This is a genomic window from Enterobacter sp. DSM 30060 (assembly GCF_013375955.1).
Taxonomy (GTDB): Bacteria; Pseudomonadota; Gammaproteobacteria; order Enterobacterales; family Enterobacteriaceae; genus Enterobacter; species Enterobacter intestinihominis.
Genome location: NZ_CP056118.1, coordinates 3,968,930 through 3,990,364, shown reverse-complemented (window position 1 = coordinate 3,990,364; position 21,435 = coordinate 3,968,930). Strand labels below are relative to the sequence as shown.

Genomic DNA, 21,435 nt, shown 5'->3' with positions numbered 1-21,435 from the left:
TTTAACTCAAATCAGGTAATTTCGCGGCAGCGTTTTTCTCTATTCCGATAAGCGGCATGAGATTATCCACCGCGGAGGCGTAATTAATCGCCGCGCTCCAGCCATCGTATTCAGCCATTATTTTCGCTGAGGTGGCAGACCAGACATCCTGCTCCACGCTGAGCAGATCGTTAATGCTGCGCTTGCTCAGGGTATATTCATTTTTGTAGACGTCGCGGGCGCGCAACGCATTTTCCAGCTGACGTTTTCCGGCCTCCATACGTCCTTGCGCCCCGGTCCAGTCGGCCTGTGCGACGGAGGCTTTTTGCAGGACATCAAAACGGGCCTGATCGACCTGAGACGATGCCATTGCCCTTGCGCCCTCGGCCTGACGGACGCGCGCCGAGACCGCGCCGCCCTGATAAAGCGGTGCATCAATATTGAGCTGGATCTGATCATCCCAGTACGCGCGATTATCAGACTCGTACCGGGTGCGGCCCCCTTTCAGGCTTAAGGTTGGCCAGTGCTGAGACTTCGCGGTTTCTACGCCGTACTGGGCTGATCGCTCCATGTTCTGCGCGGCCATCACCGTTGGGATCAGTGAATAATCAATCCGATTGAGAGAATCCGGCTCCACGGCCAGACCTCCCGGAACCGGTGAATAGCGTTCAGTCTGTATGCCAGTCAATACCGCCAGCCGCGCGCGGGCGCTGTTCAGGGACGCATTGTACTGCTCTACCGTCGCCTGCATTCCGGCAATACGGGTGCGGGTCTGAAGCTCATCAGAGGTGGAGCTTACGCCTGCATCGGCGCGGAGTTTTGCCAGCTGCTCAACGTTTTTAAGCGCCTGCACGTTCTCTGTTGCCGCCTGTAGCAGATCGCTGTAGCGTTTCACTTCCACATAGCTGAGGGCCGTTTTTTCCGCGACGGCAGACATCGTGCTCATCAGTTGGTAGCGATAGCTGTCACGCTGAGCTGAAGACTGGCTGATGCTGTTATTGGTCTTGCCAAAATCGTACACAAGCTGCGTCAGGCTCAGCCCCCAGGCTGCGGAATTTCGCAACGAGCCGCTCGAATCGGTGGTCTGGCTGTGACCCGTACTCCCGTTCAGGGCTATTTGTGGCATCCAGCCACTACGCGCTTCGTCTATTTGTGCCTGGCCAATCCCCAGCTGTGCAGCCTGCTGACTCACCGACGGGTCGCGGTCAAGAGCGAAAAGAATACTTTCTTTCATCGTCATTGCCGCAACGGGAGATATCCCTACCAGACCGTTAGTTGCATGAGCCGCAGTCACCACCAGTGAAATTAAGGTCAGGGAAGCAGATAATCTGAGCATCCTGTTATTGCATTTCATCTTTATAATACCCCCGGACTTCAGGTGATGGCTTAATAATTACCAGGAAGAGGTACAAATAATTCACCCTATTTGCCCCACTCCTGTTTGATAAATTCCGCCAATAGTCGACCACACCCATTTCAATTGAGATGAGAGCCGTTCAATCTCTTTTTTTCTTTTAAGAATTTACTTAAATATTTATTGATTCGCAGCATAACAAAATGTGATATGAGCGACCACATCTGTAATGTTAATGCGGTGTTACAAATAAGAAAAAAGATGGGGTTTCTGGACAAATGGCTATTAGATGCGTTTACGCTGAAACATATAAACCCTCTGTAATTTAAGGAAAATTCTGAAACACCTTGATGTACATTTTTGCGTTTATTTCATCTCGAATCAGACACAAAGATTTTCAAAGAACTGTCAATTTAAGTCATTCGCTGATTAATATTAAATTATTTTACTTTAAAAAGAATATCTAATAGATATAAGCACCAATTTATATTTATAATCTGGTTTTATATTCTTATTCGAACTCCTTATTCGGTAGCTTTAACCAAATTTCTATGTAAAACATAGCGTTAACATCAGGTCTAAACGATACATACATGTTTTTGATGACTGATTAATGCTAATTCAATATTCACCTTATTAAACTGTTTTTGGACAACATCCCCCTCCTGTTACGATTCCCTTTCCTGTAAAATGCTGTAAACTGCATAGTATTGCGACATTTTGCAGGATACTGCACCCATGCATAAAACCGCCAGACAGAAATATGTACTTGAAATTATTACTGAACAAGGCCAGGCCAGCATCACTGAGCTGGCAGAAAAGTTGCAGGTTTCGGCGGATACCATCCGTCGCGATCTGACCGATCTGGAAAAACAGGGACTGGCGCAAAAAAACCATGGCGGCGCCATCGCGCTGAATCTCTCGACGATGAACCGAGTTAGCAGGAATACCTTACTGCCTGAAATCAAGCAGCGGCTGGGTAAACAGGTTGCGCAGTGCGTACCTGCGGGCTCGACGCTTTTTCTGGACGCCGGAAGCACACTTCTGGCCGTTGCCTCTTTCCTGCAGGGACCGCTGACCATCATCACCCCTTCTCTTGATATCGCCCAGCAGGTTAGCGATCGGGAAGATATCGATCTGATCCTGCTTGGTGGAAAGTGGGATCAGAAACAGCGCCTGTTTGCCGGAAGCGCCACCCTTTCGCTGCTCTCTCGCTACCGGGCGGATATCGCCATCCTTGGCGCATGCGCCATTCATGCCGAGCTCGGATTGAGCGCCAGTCAGGAGGCTGATGCCGAGGTGAAGCGTGCCATGCTGGCCGCAAGCCAGGCGCACTGGGTAGTCGCCGATCATCTGAAACTCAACCAGTGCGAACCTTATCTGGTTTCAGGGTTATCCCAGATTCATCAACTGTTTTTAGATCGTCCCTGGGCAGAGCTCGGGGACCATAGCGCCGTGCAGGTTACCGTTTGCGCGCATTAACGTGGAGAAGGTCATGAATAAAGTGAAGACAATGAATATTGCGCTGATCGGGTATGGTTTTGTGGGTAAGACGTTTCATGCCCCGCTGATCCAGTCCGTCGACGGCCTGAAGCTGGCGGTGGTCTCATCCCGGGATGAAGAAAAGGTCAAACGCGATCTGCCGAATGTCCTCGTTGTTGCCACCCCTGAAGAGGCTATTCAGCACCCGGATATCGACCTGGTGGTTATCGCCTCCCCTAACGCGACCCATGCGCCGCTGGCCACCCTGGCGCTCAACGCCGGCAAGCACGTAGTGGTGGATAAGCCGTTTACGCTCAATATGCAGGAAGCGCGGGATTTGATTGCGCTTACGCAAGAAAAACAACGCCTGCTCTCTGTCTTCCATAACCGCCGCTGGGACAGCGATTTTCTCGGCATTAAGCAGGTGATTGAGCAAGGCAGTATCGGCAAGGTAAAACACTTTGAATCGCATATCGATCGTTTCCGCCCGGAGGTTCGCGTGCGCTGGAGAGAGCAAAATGTTCCCGGCAGTGGCCTGTGGTTCGACTTAGGCCCGCACATGATTGACCAGACGCTACAGCTTTTTGGTCTGCCGCTGTCGGTACAGGGCAACATCGCCACCCTGCGTGACGGTGCGGAAATTAACGACTGGGCGCACGTGGTGCTGAACTATCCTGAACACAAAGTGGTCCTCCATTGCAGCATGCTGGTGGCAGGCGGCGTTGCCCGCTTTACCGTCCACGGCGATAAGGCCAGCGTGGTGAAAGTGCGCATCGATCAGCAGGAAGCCCAGCTTCTGGCAGGCGTCATTCCGGGTAGCGAAAGCTGGGGGGAGGACAGCGACGCTATGGTGCTGTTTAATGCCCAGGGTGAAGCCAGCGCTATCCCTGCGCCAAAAGGCGACCAGCGGCAGTACTATATAAACGTGCGCGATGCCCTGAACGGCAAGATTGACAATCCGGTCCATCCGGTGGAAGCCCTGGCGGTGATGGCGGTGCTGGAAGCGGCGGTAAAATCTTCAGAAACGGGTACAACTCAGGAACTGGACTTAACGGCGCAGGAGCGCGCGCAACTGCAATAAGCCGCAAAAAAAATGCCCTGCTGGTTGGCAGGGCATTATCGGTCACTGACGCTTTTTCGGCATCATGCGCAGCAGCGTATTGTCTTTCCAGAAATAGTGATGCATCAGCGCGGCAAAGGCGTGCAAACCAATCACAAAATACCCCAGATTCGCCAGCGTTACGTGCCACGCTTTTAGCGTATCCACCAGGTCAAAATTCCCCTCCGCCGCATGCGGCATCGTCAGGCCAAACGCAAACCAGTCATTTCCCCGGTTATACATCATCACCATGCCGATCAGCGGCAGCGCAATAAACAGCAGGTAGATAACCAGATGCCCCAGATGGGACAGCCCGGTGATCATCGCTTTTGGTTTCGGTTGAATGGGCGGAGCCGGGAATTTCAGGCGGATAAGCAGGCGCGCCACCATCAGCACCAGGATGCTAATCCCGCAGGAAACGTGGATCATATTAATAAGCGGACGATCGGTTCGCGGGAACCAACCTCTGAATTCCATGGCGCAATAGGCCATAATCACTAACAGAAAAACCAGCCAGTGAATGCTGATTTGCAGACCCGTATATTTTGTGCGCATGTTGTTTCCCGATAAATAACAGTTATCGCGCCAACATAACCACCTTTCCTGAAAATGTGAACCCCCTTTTACGGAGGGCCGAGTATTCCCAGTTATTTGAAATCAGAAGCATTAACGTGCCTTCAGAATAACGGAGGGATTACAGCGATGCCCAGGTCCGGCTGTAAATCGCTGAGGCGTTTGCCTTCCGGCCGGGGCGAGGCGCAGGGATGCGCCGAGAGGGCGCAGGGATGCGCCGAGAGGGCGGGCTTTACAGGGATGTTACCTCCGCCCGTCCCCGATAAGCCGGAAGGAATAAGCCGAAGGGACCGCGAAGCGGCGATTTACCGCCGGGAGCCCGGGTCGCCAGGGTGGTGGCGACTGAGCCACCCTGGCACGTTCACCGGTCATTTTGTTACAGAGTAGCAAGGAACCTAAAGTGAACGGAATGACCACCAGAGGCGTATGTTCCCCTCACCCTAACCCTCTCCCCAAAGGGGCGAGGGAACTGCTCCGTGCACACATTATCTCGCATGGAGGGGGCTCCAGATTACGACTGTAAATAGACTACCTGCGTCTGCAAATACTCATTCAGCCCGTGTTTGCCATCCGCCCCGCCGATCCCGGATTTCCGCCAGCCCGCATGGAAGCCCTGCATCGCTTCAAAGTTTTCACGGTTAATGTAGGTCTCGCCGAACTTAAGCCCTTTAATGGCTTTCATGGCGACATTCAGATCCTGCGTATATACAGACGAGGTTAAACCGTAGTCGCTGTCGTTGGCCATTTTCAGGGCCTCTTCCAGGGTGTCGAAAGCCACCACCGGCAACACCGGGCCAAAGGTCTCTTCGTGCATGATGGCCATGTCCTGATGTACGTCCAGCAGCAGCGTTGGGGGATAAAAATACCCTTTGCCCTCTGCCGCTTTACCGCCAAGGACCACTTTAGCCCCTTCCTGCACCGCGCGCGCCACCTTCTGCTCCACACGCTCCAGCGCGGCGGCGTTGATCAGTGGCCCCATGCCGATATCCGTTCGTTCAGCCGGATTGCCAAACTGGACGGCTTTCATTGCCTCGCCCAGACGATTCACAAAGCGGTCGTAGATCCCCTTCTGAACATAGACACGTTCCGCGCAGTTACACACCTGTCCGGTATTGATGACGCGTGAATCCACAATGGCCTTCACGGCCAGCTCGAGGTCGGCATCGTCCATCACGATGGCCGGGGCTTTACCACCCAGCTCCAGCCCCACTTTGGTGATGTTTTTCGCAGCCGCAGCCATGATCTTTTCACCCGCCCCGACGCTGCCGGTCATGCTGACCATCGCCACTTTCGGGTTCCCGGCCAGCTCCTGTCCGACGGTTTCACCGCGGCCCAGCACCAGGTTGAAGACGCCTTTCGGCAGGCCAATCTCGTCGACGATTTTGGCAAACGCAATGGCGTTGTTTGGGGTAAATTCGCTCGGTTTGATAACGATGGTGTTGCCGGTGATTAGCGCAGGAGCGAGCTTACGGGCAATCAGGAAGAAGGGAAAGTTCCACGGCAGAATGCCGGTGGTGACGCCAAGGGCGCGCTTAAACACCAGAATATTCTCGCCCGGACGGTCGCTCTGAATGATTTCCCCTTCATAACGGCGCGCCCACTCGGCCATATAGTCGATATAGTCAGCTGTAAAGTTAACTTCCACTTCCGCCAGCTGCTGGATCTTGCCCCCTTCGGCCACAATCAGCGCGCTGATTTCGCTGACGCGCTCGCGGATCCCGGCGGAAATTTTGCGTAGCCAGCTGGCGCGTTCAATGGCAGGCAGCGCCTCCCAGCCAGCCTGCGCGCGCTCTGCCGCGTCAATGGCCTTGCGGGCGTCCTCGGCGGTGCCGTCGGGAATACGGGAAATGACCTCTTCCGTGGACGGATTGATCACGTCAATCCAGGCATCACCCTGCCAGGCAACAAACTGTCCATCAATATACATAGGATGTTGTACGGGTACTGTCATAACCTGCTCCTGTAATCACACTGTTTTTAACAAGTAAACTTAATGTTAAAAACTATAATTACCGGGGCAATTGCCTACTCTATGAGTCTGTTTTTGTGAGATATCTCATAAAAGAAACGGGTCAGCCCGTTTCAAAAATCACAAATCGGCAACAAAGGCTGCCCGTTTGCGTAAAAGATGGCGCAAACGGGCAAGAGCATTACAGCAGAGAACGGCTCACCAGCGCGTCGGTGAGAATGACGTCGTTTCGCAGGATCTGCCACGCGGCGTCCACGTCGGCAGGGATATCGACATGGGCAATGAAATCACGTCCCGCCGGACCGTAGCCGTTGATGTCGTCCCTGAGTCGCGGAAATTCACCCAGCACCAGCGACAGGTAACGTTCTACCGGCCATAACCCCTCGACCGGGCCGCTGAACGCCAGACCGTCGTCACTGTTTTGCAGCACGGGCGTCAGGCCGGGATGACTCATCCATGCGGGCGATGCAGCCTCGTCGCGGCAAACGCGGGCAAACGTAGCCATTGTGCGACGCTGCATCGTCGGGTCCTGCACTACCAGCACCCGGGCGGCGTTCAGTCCGGACTGTTTCATCAACGCCCGGCTGAAGCGGGCGTTTTCGCCACAGTTGGTCGACTGATCCTCAACGTGAAGATGCTCAGCCGGAATGTTCCAGAATTCACGGGCGATGTCGGCCAGAATAGCCGCCTCAGCCCGCCCGGTGGTGGGTATCCTGTTATAGCGGGGGTGCTTAGCAATCGCGGCGTAGAGGAAGGTCGTCGAGTGACCGATCCCGCCGCTAATGATCAGAGGAACCCCCTGTTCAGCCGCGATTTTACAGGCAGCATCAATCGCGGGGATCACCGCGTTACCCGCCAGAATCACCAGATCAACGGGCTGGTTGTCCTGATAGTCGTCCTGAGCAAGCCACGCCCCAACGGTATTCACGGCGTCGAGTGTTGTGCCAGGCAGACAGGGGAAAAGTGCCATTGTCATCGTTACCTCCTTACAGCATTAATCTTTAGAGTACTTCACACAACGGGGGTGAAAAGGAGATCACTCTGAAAGCCGAGGTGCTCATTACGCTGCATATTTGTCATTTTGATGAAATAACCAGAAACATCCAAAAACAATTGGGTTGCACCCTGGGTTTGTGCTTTTGATTATCTGCCCTTCAACACATCCTGCCACAACAGCGTGCTGAAAAAGCACCAGTTGCTGCTTAATCCATCGTGATCTGACCCGTTTTAGTTCTGGCTGACTTGCCAAACGTAACATCCAACCCTAAGTTGCTTAACAATTTCACAACCATTACACACCGACAGGTTGCACCTGAAGCGCGCCAGGTAACACCTCTATTATCATCCACGTGGCGGAGTTTTGAGTCATGACACAACATGAGAGCACGGCAACGGTATTACGGAAAAACAAAAAGGTATTAATTGCCAGTCTTACGGGAAGTTCTATTGAATGGTTTGATTATTTTCTCTATGGCACCGCTGCCGCGCTGGTGTTTAACAAGATTTTCTTTCCGATGGTCGACCCGGTAATCGGGCTGATCCTCTCCTATCTCTCCTTCTCGTTGACCTTTTTTATTCGCCCCATTGGCGGCGTTCTCTTTGCACATATCGGGGATCGTATCGGTCGCAAAAAAACGCTTGTCCTCACCCTTTCATTGATGGGAGGTGCAACCGTGATGATTGGCCTGCTGCCCACCTACGACATGATCGGGATGTGGGCGCCCGCGTTGCTGATCCTGATGCGTATTATTCAGGGGATGGGTATCGGCGGTGAATGGGGTGGCGCGCTGCTGCTGGCTTATGAGTATGCTCCAGAAAAACGCAAAGGCTTCTTCGGCAGTATTCCGCAGGCGGGCGTTACCATCGGCATGTTGATGGCGACATTTATCGTCTCGCTAATGACGCTGTTCAGCGAAGAGGATTTTCTCTCCTGGGGCTGGCGCATTCCGTTCCTGCTCAGTTCCGTGCTGGTAATATTGGGGCTTTGGATCCGGAAAGATATTGACGAAACGCCTGATTTCCAGAAAGTGAAAAAATCCGGCCAGGTTGCGAAAGCTCCGCTGCGCGACACCATAAAACACCACTGGCGTGAAGTGCTAATTGCCGCCGGGCTTAAGGTTGTGGAGACAGCACCGTTCTATATTTTCTCCACGTTTGTGGTGAGCTACGCCACTACCACCCTGACCTATCAGAAATCCCAGGCGCTGGAGGCAGTAACTCTTGGCGCACTGGTCGCCACTATCATGATCCCGCTGATGGGTCTGCTCTCCGACAGGGTTGGCCGCCAGCGTATATACGCCGTCAGTGTCTTCGTGCTCGGCCTGTTTATCGTGCCCTGGTTTATGCTGCTGAATACCGGTACCACCTGGGGAATTGTGCTCGCGACCGTTATCGCTTTTGGCGTACTGTGGGCACCGGTGACGGCGGTTCTCGGCACGCTCTGCTCTGAAATTTTCAGTGCCAACGTTCGCTACACCGGTATCACGCTGGGTTATCAACTTGGGGCCGCGCTGGCGGGCGGAACGGCACCGCTAATAGCTACCGGACTGCTGGCGAAATACGACGGCAACTGGGTACCCGTGGCCTGGTATCTGGGCGTGACGGTCGCTATCTCCCTCATTGCAATTTTTTGTGCCAGCCGCATCAACCGTGAACGCCACCTTCAGGCGCAGCCGGAACAGCGATAATATTATTGCGGCTCCGTTCGCGAGCCGCACTTTTTCTTCATCATTCCCTCTACATTTGATTAACATACAATATTCGTATTCACTTGAATTATGATTTGCGTCAGCCGTAGAATCATTAGCCCGCTCACAATTCAACATTTTTAAAGGTAAACCCCGTTATGCGCCTGCCCCAACGCGATCCTTATGCTCCTCGCGAGTGGCAGCCACACGAGAAACCCGCTCTGCTGGGTTCCCCTTCCACCCCGGAACATCCAACGTCGAAACGGATCGCCTATGGCGTGGTCGGCCTGCTGGTGTGTCTGACCGGGGCGCTGGGTAACGCGGTCGTCACCGCCAATCTGCAAAATCTGCAAGGCACCTTCGGCGCCTGGTCGACTGAAATCGCCTGGCTGCCTGCCGTCTATGTCATGACTAACGTCTCTATCAACCTGCTGCTGGTAAAGTTTCGCCAGCAGTACGGTTTGCGCGCGTTTACGGAAGGCTTCCTGGTGCTGTATGTGCTGGTCACCTTTTTCCACCTGTTTGTGAACGATCTCAGCTCGGCGCTGATGGTACGTGCGGCACACGGGATGGTCGCCGCCGCGCTCAGCTCGCTCGGCATTTATTACCAGATACAGGCCTGGCCCGCGAAGCACCGACTGAAGGCGCTGACCATCGGCATTACCGGTTCGTCGCTGGCGATACCGCTGGCGCGGCTGTTCTCCACCGAGCTGTTGCAGCTTGATGAGTGGCGTGGGCTGTACTTCTTCGAGCTGGGTTTGGCCCTGATCTCACTGGCCTGCGTGATGGTGCTGAAACTGCCCCCGGGCGATCGACGCAAAGTTTTCGAGAAGAAAGATTTCATCACCTTCTTTTTGCTTGCGCCCGGTATGGCGCTGTTGTGCGCGGTTCTGTCGCTAGGGCGTCTGGAATGGTGGTTTGAAACACCGTGGATCGGCTGGGCGTTGGCTCTCTCGCTGGTGCTAATTGTCTGTGCAATCGTCTTTGAACATAACCGCAGCAACCCGCTGCTCAATACCCGCTGGCTGTCCAGCGGCAGCATCGTACGCCTGGGGTTGATTATGCTGCTGATCCGCATCGTACTGGCGGAACAGAACACCGGCGTCATCGGCTGGCTGCAATATGCGGGCCTACAGAATGAACAGATGACCCATCTGGCGTGGTCTATTTTCGCCGGAATCGTCTGCGGTATCGTCACCAGCTGTCTGACGATCAAACCCACTAAGCTGGCCTGGCCGATTATCACCTCGCTGGCGCTGATGATTGTTGCTTCGCTGCTGGACAGCCAGTCCAACAACCTGACCCGGCCGGATCAGCTGATGTTCAGCCAGTTCCTGCTTGGTTTCGGCAGCGCTTTCTTCCTCGCCCCTGCGATGCTGGCCGCCATTGGCGGGGTGATCGCCGAACCACGCAATCTGGTCAGCTTTTCCGTAATGTTTGGCATGAGTCAGAACCTTGGTGGCCTGCTGGGTTCTGCAATCCTTGGTACCTTCCAGACCTGGCGCGAGAAGTACCATTCCAGCCTGCTGGCTGACCAGCTCACCACCCTCAACCCGCTGGTGAACGAACGCATTCAGCTTTACACCCAGATGTATAAAAGCCTGGTTGGCGACAGTTCCCTGTTGGGAACCCAGGCCATTATTCAGCTTCAGACGGTGACGACGCTTGAGGCAAACATTCTGGCTTACAACGATACTTATCTCCTGACGGCGAGCATTGCCACAGCCACGCTGGTCTGGATTTTATGGCGCTTGCTGCGCCTGCGCATCACCGCCCGTATGGCCCTTAAGAACGCCACTGGCAATAAGTAATGACTATTTTTCAGGAGAAGTTATGAGTCAGCAGGATGCCGCCAAAGAGCAGGCCAACACCCGCAAAAATGTACGCGTCGTTTCCATTTTCACCGCCGCGGCTATCGGCATTGTCGGGGTGCTGGTGATCCTTTATGCCTGGCAGTTGCCCCCGTTCACGCGTCATACCCAGTTTACTGATAACGCCTACGTGCGCGGCCAGACCACGTTCATCAGTCCGCAAGTCAACGGCTACATTACTGAGGTCCATGTTCAGGATTTTGTGCAGGTTAAAAAAGGCGACCTGCTGTTGCAGATTGATGACCGGATCTATCGCCAGCGCGTCCATCAGGCCGAGGCGCAGCTGGCAATGAAAATTGCTGCGCTGAACAACAACCTGCAACAGCGTAAAAGCGCGGAAGCGGTGATTGCCAAAAACGAAGCGGCACTGAAAAACGCCCGTGCCCAAAGTCTGAAAACCCAGGCGGATCTGAAACGCGTGAAGGATCTGACCGCAGACGGCTCCCTGTCCATTCGCGAGCGCGATGCGGCGCTGGCCAGTGCCGCCCAGGGGAGCGCCGATATCGACCAGGCGAAAGCAACGCTTGAGATGTCGCGCCAGGATCTACAAACGGTTATCGTCAATCGCGCTTCGCTGGAAGCGGACGTTGAAAATGCGAAAGCCGCGCTGGAGCTTGCGCAGATCGATCTGCAAAACACCCGCATTGTCGCGCCGCGTGACGGTCAGCTCGGGCAGATTGCGGTGCGTCTGGGAGCGTACGTCACCGCCGGGACGCACCTTACCACGCTGGTCCCGCCGCAGCACTGGGTGATCGCCAATATCAAAGAGACGCAGCTGGCGAATTTACGCGTCGGACAGCCAGTGAAATTCACCGTCGATGCGTTAAACGATAAAGCCTATCAGGGCCGCGTGGAGAGCATATCCCCGGCCACAGGCGTCGAGTTCAGCGCTATCACCCCGGATAACGCCACGGGCAACTTTGTTAAAATCGCCCAGCGCATCCCGGTACGCATTGAGGTACTCGGTGAGCCGGAGGCGTACCGGCTGCTGCGCCCTGGCATGTCGGTGCAGGTCACCATCGACACGCGGGAGGCGAAACAATGACGCTTCGCCCGATAGCCGGCCTGCTGATGATGGCTATCCTTGCGGGTTGCCAGTCGGTTGACGTTGAGCCCGCCAAATCGTCCCTGCACATCCCGGCCCAGTGGCGCGCGACGTCGGGGCCAACCAGCCCGACAGAACAGCTCTGGTGGCGCAATTTCCACGACAGCAATCTGAACCGCTATGTGGATCAGGCGCTGAAGAACAACAGCGACGTGCTGATTGCCCGCGAGCGGATTAACGAGTATCAGGCCCGGGTGTACGCTGCCGACGGCAGCCTGTTCCCGTCGCTTGACGCGGGCGTGACCGGGACGCGCGCGCGCTCGCAGTCCGCCGCCACAGGCCTTCCGGTATACGGTACGTTGTACAAAGGCAGCCTGACCGCCAGCTACGACGTGGATATCTGGGGGGTAAACCGCAGCACCTCCCGTGCCGCCGAAGCGTCGCTGGAGGCACAAAAGGCGGCGGCCGCGGCGGCAGATCTCACGGTCGCATCGTCGGTGGCCTCCGGGTACGTCACTCTCCTGTCGCTGGATGAACAGCTTCGCGTTACCCAGTCCACGCTGAAATCGCGTGAAGAGGCGTTCAATCTTGCTAAACGACAGTTTGAGACGGGATACAGCTCTCGCCTTGAGCTGATGCAATCGGATTCTGAGCTGCGCGCCACCCGCGCTCAGGTTCCACTGCTTCAGCACCAGATTGCGCAGCAGGAGAATGCGCTTAGCCTGCTGCTGGGCAGCAACCCGGGTGACGTTGCGCGCGGTGAAAGCTTTGATGCCCTGACGCCGCTGAAACTGCCCTCCCAGTTGCCGTCGACGTTACTGAACCGACGTCCGGATATCGTCCAGGCTGAACGTCAGCTGATTGCGGCGGACGCGACGCTGGCGGCATCGCGCGCCAGCCTGCTGCCGTCGATCAACCTCACGGCCACAGGATCGGTGCAGGATCGCACGCTGTCGGGATTGCTGGATAACCCCCTCCAGCTCTGGAGCGTGGGCGGCAGTATTCTTGCGCCGCTGCTGAACCGACAGACGCTGAATGCACAGGTGGATATCTCCCAGTCTCAGCGTAATCAGGCGTTGTACAGCTACGAAAAAACCGTACGTAATGCGTTTGCCGAGGTGAATGACAGCCTTGATGCCATCACCCGTTATCAGGAACAGCTTAACGAGCTGCTGGCTCAGCAGGCGGTCGCGCAGGAGACGCTGCGGATAGCGCAAAACCGCTACCGCAACGGGTACTCTTCTTATCTGGATGTGCTCGATGCACAGCGCACGCTGTTCTCGGTGCAGACCAGCGTGGTACAGGTGAAAAACAACCTGCTGCTGGCGCAAATTGATTTGTATAAAGCGCTGGGCGGCGGTTGGGTCAGTGCGTGAAAACATGCCGGGTGGCGGCTACGCCTTACCCGGTCTACATTTCGCCTCTGGCGATACCCCCAAGGAGTCAATCTATGCAACAGCAGTGGTGTTCAGTAGATAATTACATGATTTCGTCGCTTATTCCTGAAGATGAAGTTCTCCAGAACGTCCTTGAAAACAACAAACGCGCCGGATTACCCGAGCACGACGTTGCCGCAAATCAGGGGCAACTGCTGGCGCTGTTTGTCCGCATGACGCAGGCCCGCCGCATTCTGGAGATCGGTACGCTTGGTGCATATAGCTCAATCTGGATGGCGCGCGCCCTACCGCCGGACGGAAAGCTGATTACGCTAGAAGCGGACCCGAAACATGCCGCTGTTGCACGCCAGAACATTCACCTTGCGGGACTCGGCGATCGTATCGAACTGATTACAGGCCCGGCGCTAAAGTCGCTCGAGAATTTCGGTGACGTCCCGCCCTTTGACCTGATCTTTATTGATGCCGATAAGCCAAACAATCCCGGCTACCTGGAGTGGGCGCTGCACTACTCCCGTCCCGGCACGGTCATAATCGGCGATAACGTGGTGCGCGACGGCGAGGTGGTTAACGGGCAAAGCGACGATGCACGCGTGCAGGGGGTACGGAAGTTTATCGAGATGACTGGAGATAACCCACGCTTAACCGCCACCGCGCTGCAAACAGTGGGCGTTAAGGGGTGGGATGGGTTTACGCTAGCGATGGTGGAACGATAAAAAAGCCGGGTGGCGGCTACGCCTTACCCGGCCTACATGTTCTCCCGTAGGCCCGGTAAGCGTAGCGCCACCGGGCAATGGTTTTAGCCGGAGATCTGCTCCATCGCCTGCAAGATACGCTTATCCGAAATGGGATACGGCGTACCGAGCTGCTGGGCGAAGAAGCTGACGCGCAGCTCCTCGATCATCCAGCGGATCTCCCGCACATCGTCATCATCGCGACGCGCTGGCGGCAGTTTGTTGAGCCACTGCTGCCACGCCTGCTGCACGTTTTCGACTTTCAGCATCTGCGCTCGATCGCGATGCGGATCGACCGCCATTTTCTCCAGACGCTTCTCAATCGCCTGCAAATAACGCAGCGTATCACCCAGACGCTTAAAGCCGTTGCCGGTGACAAAGCCGCGATACACCAGCCCCGCCATCTGCGCCTTCACGTCCGACAGACCCAGGGCCATGGTCATATCCACCCGCCCCTTCAGGCGCTTGTTGATATTGAACACGGCGGTGAGGATCTGCTCGACCTGTTTCGCAATCTCTACCACGGTATCGTTCAGCTCCGCGCGCACCTTTTCATGAAGCTGAGCAAAGCCCTCTTCCGTCCAGACCGGACCGCCCGCCTCGTGGATCAGTTTGTCCACACCGCAGGAGATGCAGTCGTCGATCAGATCCAGCACCTTACCGTACGGGTTAAAGTAGAGCCCCAGCTTGGCTTTGTTCGGCAGCTTCTCGTGCAGATACTTAATCGGCGACGGGATGTTAAGCAGCAGCAGGCGACGCAGCCCGCGCCACATCATCTGCTGTTGCTCCTGCGGATTGTCAAAGAGCTTAATCGCCACGCTGTCGCGCTCATCCACCAGCGCGGGCCAGGCTTTCACCTTGTAGTTCCCGCGCTTCTGCTCATAGCTTTCCGGAAGCTGACCAAAGCTCCAGATGTGCAGCCCGCTCTGCTCAATACCGTCATCGGCCACCGCAGAGAGCGTCTCCTGGACTTTACCTTTCAGCGCTTCTTTCAGCTCCGTCAGAGAACGGCCTTCGAGCAGCTTTTTGTTTTTATCGTCCACTACGCGGAATGTGATTTTCAGGTGATCGGGCACCTGATCCCAGTTCCAGTCGTCGCGGTCAATGGTGGTCCCGGTCATGCGTCGGAACTCACGCTCCAGTGCGTCCAGCAGCGGCAGTTCCAGCGGCGTGACGCGGCCTAAAAACGCTTCGGCGTAGTTCGGCGCCGGTACAAAGTTGCGCCGCACTGGTTTAGGCAGGGATTTGATTAATGCAATGACAAGCTCGCGGCGCAGGCCGGGAATTTGCCACTCAAACCCGCTCTCATCCACCTGGTTTAACAGCGGCAGCGGAATGTGCACCGTCACGCCATCGGCATCCGCGCCCGGCTCAAACTGATAGGTCAGACGCAGCTTGAGGTTGCCCTGATGCCAGAAGTTCGGGTAGTCGAGCTTGCTGACCGACTCCGCGCCCTCTTTGATCAGCATGCTCTTTTCAAAGTTGAGCAGGTCCGGGGTCTCTTTGCTGGCTTTCTTCCACCAGCTGTCGAAATGGCGCGCCGAGATCACATCGTGGCTGATGCGCTGGTCGTAAAACTCAAACAGCGTCTCGTCGTCCACCAGAATGTCGCGGCGGCGGGACTTGTGTTCAAGCTCTTCCACCTCGGCACGCAGCTTGAGGTTTTCGCGGAAGAACGCATGGCGCGTCTGCCAGTCGCCTTCCACCAGCGCATGGCGGATAAACAGCTCGCGACTCAGCGCCGGGTCAATCTGGCTGTAGTTAACCTTACGCGCTGCAACCACCGGCAGGCCGTAAACGGTGACTTTTTCCGTCGCCATCACCGCGCCCTGCCCGCGCTCCCAGTGCGGCTCACTGTACGAGCGTTTCAGCAGGTGCTGCGCCACCGGCTCAACCCACTCTGGATCGATACGCGCGGCGATACGCCCCCACAGACGGCTGGTTTCCACCAGCTCGGCGACCATGGTCCACTTCGGCGGCTTCTTGAACAAACCGGAGCCCGGGAAGATGGAGAAACGCGCGTTGCGTGCGCCGGTAAATTCCTGTTTATCCGCATCCTTCATCCCGATATGGGACAGCAGGCCGGTCAACAGGGCAATATGAATTTCGCGGTACTCCGCCGGTTCACTGTTCACCGGGATGCCCAGCTCTTTCACCACCTGGCGCAGTTGGGTGTAGATATCCTGCCACTCGCGCACGCGCAGGTAGTTGAGGAAATCCACCCGGCACTGACGGCGGAACTGATTCGAAGAGAGCGCTTTTTGCTGCTCGCCGAGGTAGTTCCACAGGTTTACGAATGCGAGGAAATCGGACTCTTTATCGTGGAAGCGACGGTGTTTTTCATCCGACGCCTGCTGTTTGTCCATCGGACGCTCGCGCGGATCCTGAATGGAGAGCGCCGAGGTGATGATCATCGCCTCGCGCACGCAGCCGTGTTTTTGCGCCTCCAGCACCATGCGCGCCAGACGCGGGTCGACCGGCAGTTGACTAAGCTGGCGGCCCAACGGCGTTAGCTTGTAGGCCGTCGCCTGCTCGTCGGTGGTAATGGCACCCAGCTCTTCCAGCAGCCGCACCCCGTCCTGAATATTGCGCTTATCCGGCGCTTCCACAAACGGGAAGGCGGCGATATCGCCCAGCCCCAGCGCGGTCATTTGCAGGATAACGGATGCCAGGTTGGTTCGCAGGATCTCCGGATCGGTAAACTCCGGGCGCGACAGGAAATCGTCTTCCGAATAGAGACGAATACAGATCCCTTCCGACACGCGGCCGCAGCGGCCCTTACGCTGATTAGCTGACGCCTGCGAAACCGGCTCGATCGGCAGACGCTGAACTTTGGTTCTGTAGCTGTAGCGGCTGATGCGCGCCGTACCCGGGTCGATCACGTATTTAATGCCCGGTACGGTCAGCGAGGTTTCGGCCACGTTGGTCGCCAGCACGATGCGGCGCCCGCTGTGCGGCTGGAACACGCGGTTCTGCTCGCTGTTGGACAGGCGCGCGTACAGCGGCAGGATCTCGGTATGGCGCAGATCGCGCTTGCTGAGCGCATCGGCGGTATCGCGGATCTCACGCTCGCCGCTCATGAAGATCAGAATGTCGCCAGAACTCTCGGTGCCCAGCTCGTCGACGGCATCGAAGATGGCCTGAAGCTGGTCGCGCTCGGTATCGTCCGCCTCTTCTACAATCGGGCGATAGCGCACTTCAACCGGGTAGGTTCGGCCTGAGACTTCAATGATCGGCGCATTGTTGAAATGTTTTGAGAAGCGCTCCGGGTCGATGGTCGCGGAGGTGATGATGATTTTCAGATCCGGACGCCGGGGCAGCAGCTCTTTCAGGTAGCCGAGCAGGAAGTCGATGTTCAGGCTGCGCTCGTGCGCTTCATCGATGATGATAGTGTCGTACTGCATCAGCAGACGATCCTGCTGGATTTCCGCCAGCAGGATACCGTCGGTCATCAGCTTAACCATGGTGTTATCGCTGACGTGGTCGCTGAATCGCACCTTGTAGCCGATGCAGCCGCCCGGCTCCGTTTGCAGCTCGTCGGCAATACGGTTCGCCACGGTGCGCGCCGCCAGACGACGCGGCTGGGTGTGACCGATCAACCCTTTCACCCCGCGGCCTAATTCCATGCAGATCTTCGGCAGCTGAGTGGTTTTACCTGAACCGGTTTCCCCCGCGACGATCACCACCTGGTGGTCGCGCACGGCCTCAAGAATGTCCTGTTTTTTCTGGCTGACGGGCAGGTTTTCCGGATAGGTAATCTCCGGGCGTGCGGCTTCACGCAGCACAACTTTCCCTGCCGCCTGTTCAATCTCTTTGGCCATCTCCTGGTAAATGGCCTGTTGTGCATCAGGATTTTTAACCTTCTTAACACCGTGCAGACGGCGCGCAAACCGCTGTTTATCGCGCAGCATCAGCGAATCAAGCTGTTGCATCAGCACCGGGAAGGATAATTTCTGTTGTTCTGTCATAGCGTTAACGGGCAGTGCACTGCCGGATAAAATCTCTTTTTAATGATTGCTATAGAGTACCACATCAGTGCTTTTCGCGCCTTATTCAAAAAATTCGAACATAGGCTTCGATATATTGCGCTATCCCTGTGGCGGGATTGTGAATAAAGTGTCAACAAGCAACGGGGCACCCCCCTCAATCAAATACAAAACAGGAAATTCCCATGAGCAAAGTATTAGTGTTGAAATCCAGTATTCTTGCAGGGTATTCACAGTCTGGTCAGCTGGCAGACTATTTCGTTGAACAGTGGCGTGAACAGCACAGCGCGGATGAAATCACCGTGCGTGACCTGGCAGCAAACCCGATTCCTGTGCTGGACGGCGAGCTGGTTGGCGCGCTGCGTCCGAGCGATGCGCCTCTCACCCCACGTCAGCAGGAAGCCCTGGCGCTCTCCGACGAGCTGATTGCTGAGTTGCAGGCCCACGACGTTATCGTGATCAACGCCCCAATGTATAACTTCAACATTCCTACGCAGCTGAAGAACTACTTCGACCTGGTGGCGCGCGCTGGCGTAACCTTCCGTTACACCGAGAACGGCCCGGAAGGTCTGGTGAAAGGTAAACGCGCTATCGTCCTGACCAGCCGCGGCGGTATTCACAAAGATACCCCTACCGATCTGGTCGCACCGTACATGACGCTGTTCCTGGGCTTCATCGGCATTACCGACGTGAACTTCGTGTTCGCTGAAGGTATCGCTTACGGCCCGGAAGTAGCCACCAAAGCGCAGACCGACGCGAAAGCCGCTATCGACAGCCTGGTCGCAGCCTAAATTTTCCCCCTCTCACCGCCCGGTGGGAGGGTTTTTCTTTCCCCCGTATTTCGTTATCATCCGCACCCACTCTCCAGCCCGGCGGCCTGATGTCTGTCATAATCGATACGTTTATTGCACCACCCTGTCACGACGACATTGAGATCCTCTGGCAGGACGAGCATCTGCTGCTGATCAACAAACCCTCAGGTCTGCTCAGCCTGTCCGGGAAAAATCCGCAAAACCGCGATTCCGTCCACCACCGTCTGGTGCAAACCTTTCCCGGCTGCACGCTGGTGCATCGTCTTGATTTTGGCACTTCGGGCCTGATGGTGATTGCACGTAACAAAGCGATTAACGCCGCGCTTTGCCACCAGTTCAGCCAGCGCGCCGTGACCAAGGTTTACACCGCCCTGTTGTGCGGACATGTGGAACAGGACGAAGGGACCGTGGATGCCCCGATTGCCAAAGATCCGGCGCTGTTTCCGCTGATGACGATCTGTGCCCGCACCGGTAAGCCCGCTCGCTCCCGCTATCGGGTGATGGAACGTATTTACCAGGATACGACAATGCCGTTGACGCGGGTTGAGCTTACCCCGGAGACCGGGCGCACCCACCAGCTGCGCATTCACTGCCAGCAGTTAGGCCACCCTATTTTGGGGTGCGATCTGTATGGGGGTCTGGAATGGCCGGGGGCGGAAGAAACGCCCCGGCTGATGCTGCATGCAAGCGTTCTGAGTTTTATGCATCCGCTGAGCGGCGAGACCATGAATGCCCGTCACGCCGCGCCATTCTGAACGAGGTTTACCACATTAAATCGTCAGGGATTTTGAAGTCTGCGTACGGATCGTCTTCGTCCTGCTCTTCCTGACTCAGCGCGCTGTTTAGCACAATGCTGTCCGCATCGCGCTGGGCAATTTTATCCGCCACCACCGCCGGGATAATCGCGTAATCACAGTCGCCATTCGCGTTAATCACCAGTCGGGCAATCGCCAGACGACCGTTGATCAGCTGGGTTTGCGTCTGCTTATCGACGTCGATTTTTTTGATCAGGCTGCCATCGGTAAAGTTAAAGGTAATGTTGCCCTTCGCCACGGTGATGCGGTTCATCTCAATCAGCTGCTTCACCTGCGCCCTGAACTCTTTTGCCAGCACCGCCTGTTTTTGCTGTTCGCTCAGCTGCTTATCACGCTCCAGCTGGGCTTTCTTGTTCTCTTCAACAGCCTCTCTCGCCTCGCGAGCCTGGACGCGGGATTTTTTCGCCGTGCGCTGAACCTTCGCCATCTTTTTACTGCTGACTAAGCCCGCTTTCAGCATCTGCTCTTGTAGGGTGAGTTTTGTCATGATCGTTTAAACCGGTTGGAAATGTCGGGGGATTATACCTGAATCGCGCAGTTCATGAAGAACCCTCATGACGCAGTGAAATTAAGTCACTTCCCCTGCGCCAGTGGCTCAGGCATAAATTATGCATTGATAACGTTTAGGCAACATGAACTTAGGATGCATAACCAAATGAGTCAGGCTTTCACATTTACCCTTAAGCGCAGTTGCTTTGATGAAAATTATAACCCGTCAGAAAACACGCGTACCACCACCAACTTCGCCAACCTGGCGCGTGGCGAGAAGCGTCAGGAGAACCTGCGCAATACGCTGATGATGATCAACAACCGCTTTAACGCGCTGGCGAGCTGGGATAACCCAAAATCCGACCGCTATGCCGTCGAGCTGGAGATTATTTCAGTCGATATGAATATCGGCGGCGATTTTACTTTCCCGGCCATCGAAATTCTGCAAACGACGATCGTGGATAAAAAGACCCACGAGCGCATCGAAGGCATCGTCGGGAATAACTTCTCATCCTATGTTCGTGACTATGATTTCAGCGTCCTGCTGCTGGAGCATAATAAAGATCAGCCCCGTTTTACCCTCCCCGAGAATTTTGGCGAGCTGCACGGCAATATCTTTAAAAGCTTCATTCATTCTGCGGAATATCAGGCGAACTTTAAAAAAGCGCCGGTGATCTGCCTGAGCGTCTCGAGCAAAGACACCTATCGTCGTACCGGTAACCACCACCCGGTGCTGGGGTATGAGTATCAGCCGGACGGCGAGTCGCTAACGGAACAGTACTTCGCGAAGATGGGCCTCAAGGTTCGCTATTTCATGCCGGAAAACAGCGTCGCGCCATTTGCCTTCTTCTTCACCGGCGATTTACTGCGTGATTACACCAATCTGGAACTGATCGGCACCATCAGCACCATGGAGACGTTCCAGAAGATCTATCGACCAGAAATTTACAATGCCAATTCCGCTGCGGGACAGTGCTATCAGCCCGACCTGAATCAGCAGGATCACTCATTAACAAAAATCGTCTATGACCGTGAAGAGCGCAGCCGGCTGGCCATTGAACAGGGTAAATATACCGAAGAGCGGTTCATCAAACCCTATAAAACCCTTCTTGAGCATTGGTCTCATCACTTCACGCTTTAATTTAA

At 55.6% G+C, this 21,435-nt stretch carries 16 protein-coding genes; 10 read left to right on the top strand and 6 right to left on the bottom strand.

From position 1 onward, the window contains the following. Window position 1: 1 nt before the first annotated feature. Window positions 2–1,315 (bottom strand): TolC family outer membrane protein, encoded by a 1,314-nt coding sequence (locus HWQ15_RS19155; RefSeq protein WP_223862012.1) that lies wholly within the window; start codon window positions 1,313–1,315, stop codon window positions 2–4. A gap of 756 nt (window positions 1,316–2,071) precedes the next feature. Between HWQ15_RS19155 and HWQ15_RS19150 the strand changes: the two genes are divergently transcribed. Then, the gene (locus HWQ15_RS19150) at window positions 2,072–2,815 is read left to right on the top strand and encodes a DeoR/GlpR family DNA-binding transcription regulator (protein WP_022648061.1); all 744 of its coding nucleotides are present in this window, start codon (window positions 2,072–2,074) and stop codon (window positions 2,813–2,815) included. A gap of 13 nt (window positions 2,816–2,828) precedes the next feature. Next, a complete protein-coding gene (locus tag HWQ15_RS19145) occupies window positions 2,829–3,896 on the top strand; it encodes an oxidoreductase (protein ID WP_063215919.1) in 1,068 nt (355 codons plus the stop codon). A gap of 42 nt (window positions 3,897–3,938) precedes the next feature. Here HWQ15_RS19145 and cybB read toward each other — a convergent pair whose 3' ends face one another. The 3 genes from cybB to HWQ15_RS19130 form a co-directional block, all read right to left on the bottom strand. Next, window positions 3,939–4,469, bottom strand: coding sequence for a cytochrome b561 (gene cybB, locus HWQ15_RS19140; RefSeq protein ID WP_023300059.1), 531 nt, complete (start codon window positions 4,467–4,469; stop codon window positions 3,939–3,941). 529 nt (window positions 4,470–4,998) lie between these two features. Further along, window positions 4,999–6,438 carry an aldehyde dehydrogenase gene (gene aldA, locus HWQ15_RS19135; RefSeq protein ID WP_063148856.1) on the bottom strand — a complete coding sequence of 480 codons (1,440 nt, stop codon included), beginning with the start codon at window positions 6,436–6,438 and terminating at the stop codon, window positions 4,999–5,001. Window positions 6,439–6,637: 199 nt separating this feature from the next. After that, window positions 6,638–7,432 carry a YdcF family protein gene (locus tag HWQ15_RS19130; protein ID WP_022648057.1) on the bottom strand — a complete coding sequence of 265 codons (795 nt, stop codon included), beginning with the start codon at window positions 7,430–7,432 and terminating at the stop codon, window positions 6,638–6,640. Between the two features lie 391 nt (window positions 7,433–7,823). Here HWQ15_RS19130 and HWQ15_RS19125 point away from each other — a divergent pair, with 391 nt between their 5' ends. From HWQ15_RS19125 to HWQ15_RS19105, 5 genes are all read left to right on the top strand, one after another. After that, window positions 7,824–9,143 carry an MFS transporter gene (locus HWQ15_RS19125; protein ID WP_063148855.1) on the top strand — a complete coding sequence of 440 codons (1,320 nt, stop codon included), beginning with the start codon at window positions 7,824–7,826 and terminating at the stop codon, window positions 9,141–9,143. Between the two features lie 158 nt (window positions 9,144–9,301). Beyond that, window positions 9,302–10,954 (top strand): MFS transporter, encoded by a 1,653-nt coding sequence (locus HWQ15_RS19120; RefSeq protein ID WP_023300055.1) that lies wholly within the window; start codon window positions 9,302–9,304, stop codon window positions 10,952–10,954. 22 nt (window positions 10,955–10,976) lie between these two features. Beyond that, the gene (locus HWQ15_RS19115) at window positions 10,977–12,059 is read left to right on the top strand and encodes an HlyD family secretion protein (RefSeq protein WP_032624299.1); all 1,083 of its coding nucleotides are present in this window, start codon (window positions 10,977–10,979) and stop codon (window positions 12,057–12,059) included. After that, window positions 12,056–13,435, top strand: a complete 1,380-nt coding sequence (locus HWQ15_RS19110) for an efflux transporter outer membrane subunit (RefSeq protein WP_063148854.1) — start codon at window positions 12,056–12,058, stop codon at window positions 13,433–13,435. The genes HWQ15_RS19115 and HWQ15_RS19110 overlap by 4 nt, the downstream gene beginning before the upstream one ends. Before the next feature lie 74 nt (window positions 13,436–13,509). Beyond that, window positions 13,510–14,169 (top strand): O-methyltransferase, encoded by a 660-nt coding sequence (locus HWQ15_RS19105; protein ID WP_063148853.1) that lies wholly within the window; start codon window positions 13,510–13,512, stop codon window positions 14,167–14,169. An 83-nt stretch (window positions 14,170–14,252) separates the two neighbouring features. On the opposite strand, the gene hrpA is transcribed toward HWQ15_RS19105, so the two are convergent. Then, the gene (hrpA, locus tag HWQ15_RS19100) at window positions 14,253–18,155 is read right to left on the bottom strand and encodes an ATP-dependent RNA helicase HrpA (protein ID WP_063148852.1); all 3,903 of its coding nucleotides are present in this window, start codon (window positions 18,153–18,155) and stop codon (window positions 14,253–14,255) included. Between the two features lie 203 nt (window positions 18,156–18,358). Between hrpA and azoR the strand changes: the two genes are divergently transcribed. Beyond that, the gene (gene azoR / locus HWQ15_RS19095) at window positions 18,359–18,964 is read left to right on the top strand and encodes an FMN-dependent NADH-azoreductase (RefSeq protein WP_022648050.1); all 606 of its coding nucleotides are present in this window, start codon (window positions 18,359–18,361) and stop codon (window positions 18,962–18,964) included. A gap of 89 nt (window positions 18,965–19,053) precedes the next feature. Next, complete coding sequence (locus HWQ15_RS19090; RefSeq protein ID WP_038416018.1) at window positions 19,054–19,740, top strand: RluA family pseudouridine synthase; 687 nt, start codon at window positions 19,054–19,056, stop codon at window positions 19,738–19,740. 7 nt (window positions 19,741–19,747) lie between these two features. Here the strand turns inward: HWQ15_RS19090 and HWQ15_RS19085 are convergent, their stop codons facing one another. After that, window positions 19,748–20,287, bottom strand: coding sequence for a DUF2058 domain-containing protein (locus HWQ15_RS19085; RefSeq protein ID WP_022648048.1), 540 nt, complete (start codon window positions 20,285–20,287; stop codon window positions 19,748–19,750). 168 nt (window positions 20,288–20,455) lie between these two features. Here HWQ15_RS19085 and HWQ15_RS19080 point away from each other — a divergent pair, with 168 nt between their 5' ends. Continuing rightward, entirely contained in the window at window positions 20,456–21,430 is a 975-nt protein-coding gene (locus HWQ15_RS19080; protein WP_063148951.1) for a DUF1852 domain-containing protein, read from the top strand. Window positions 21,431–21,435 lie beyond the last annotated feature (5 nt).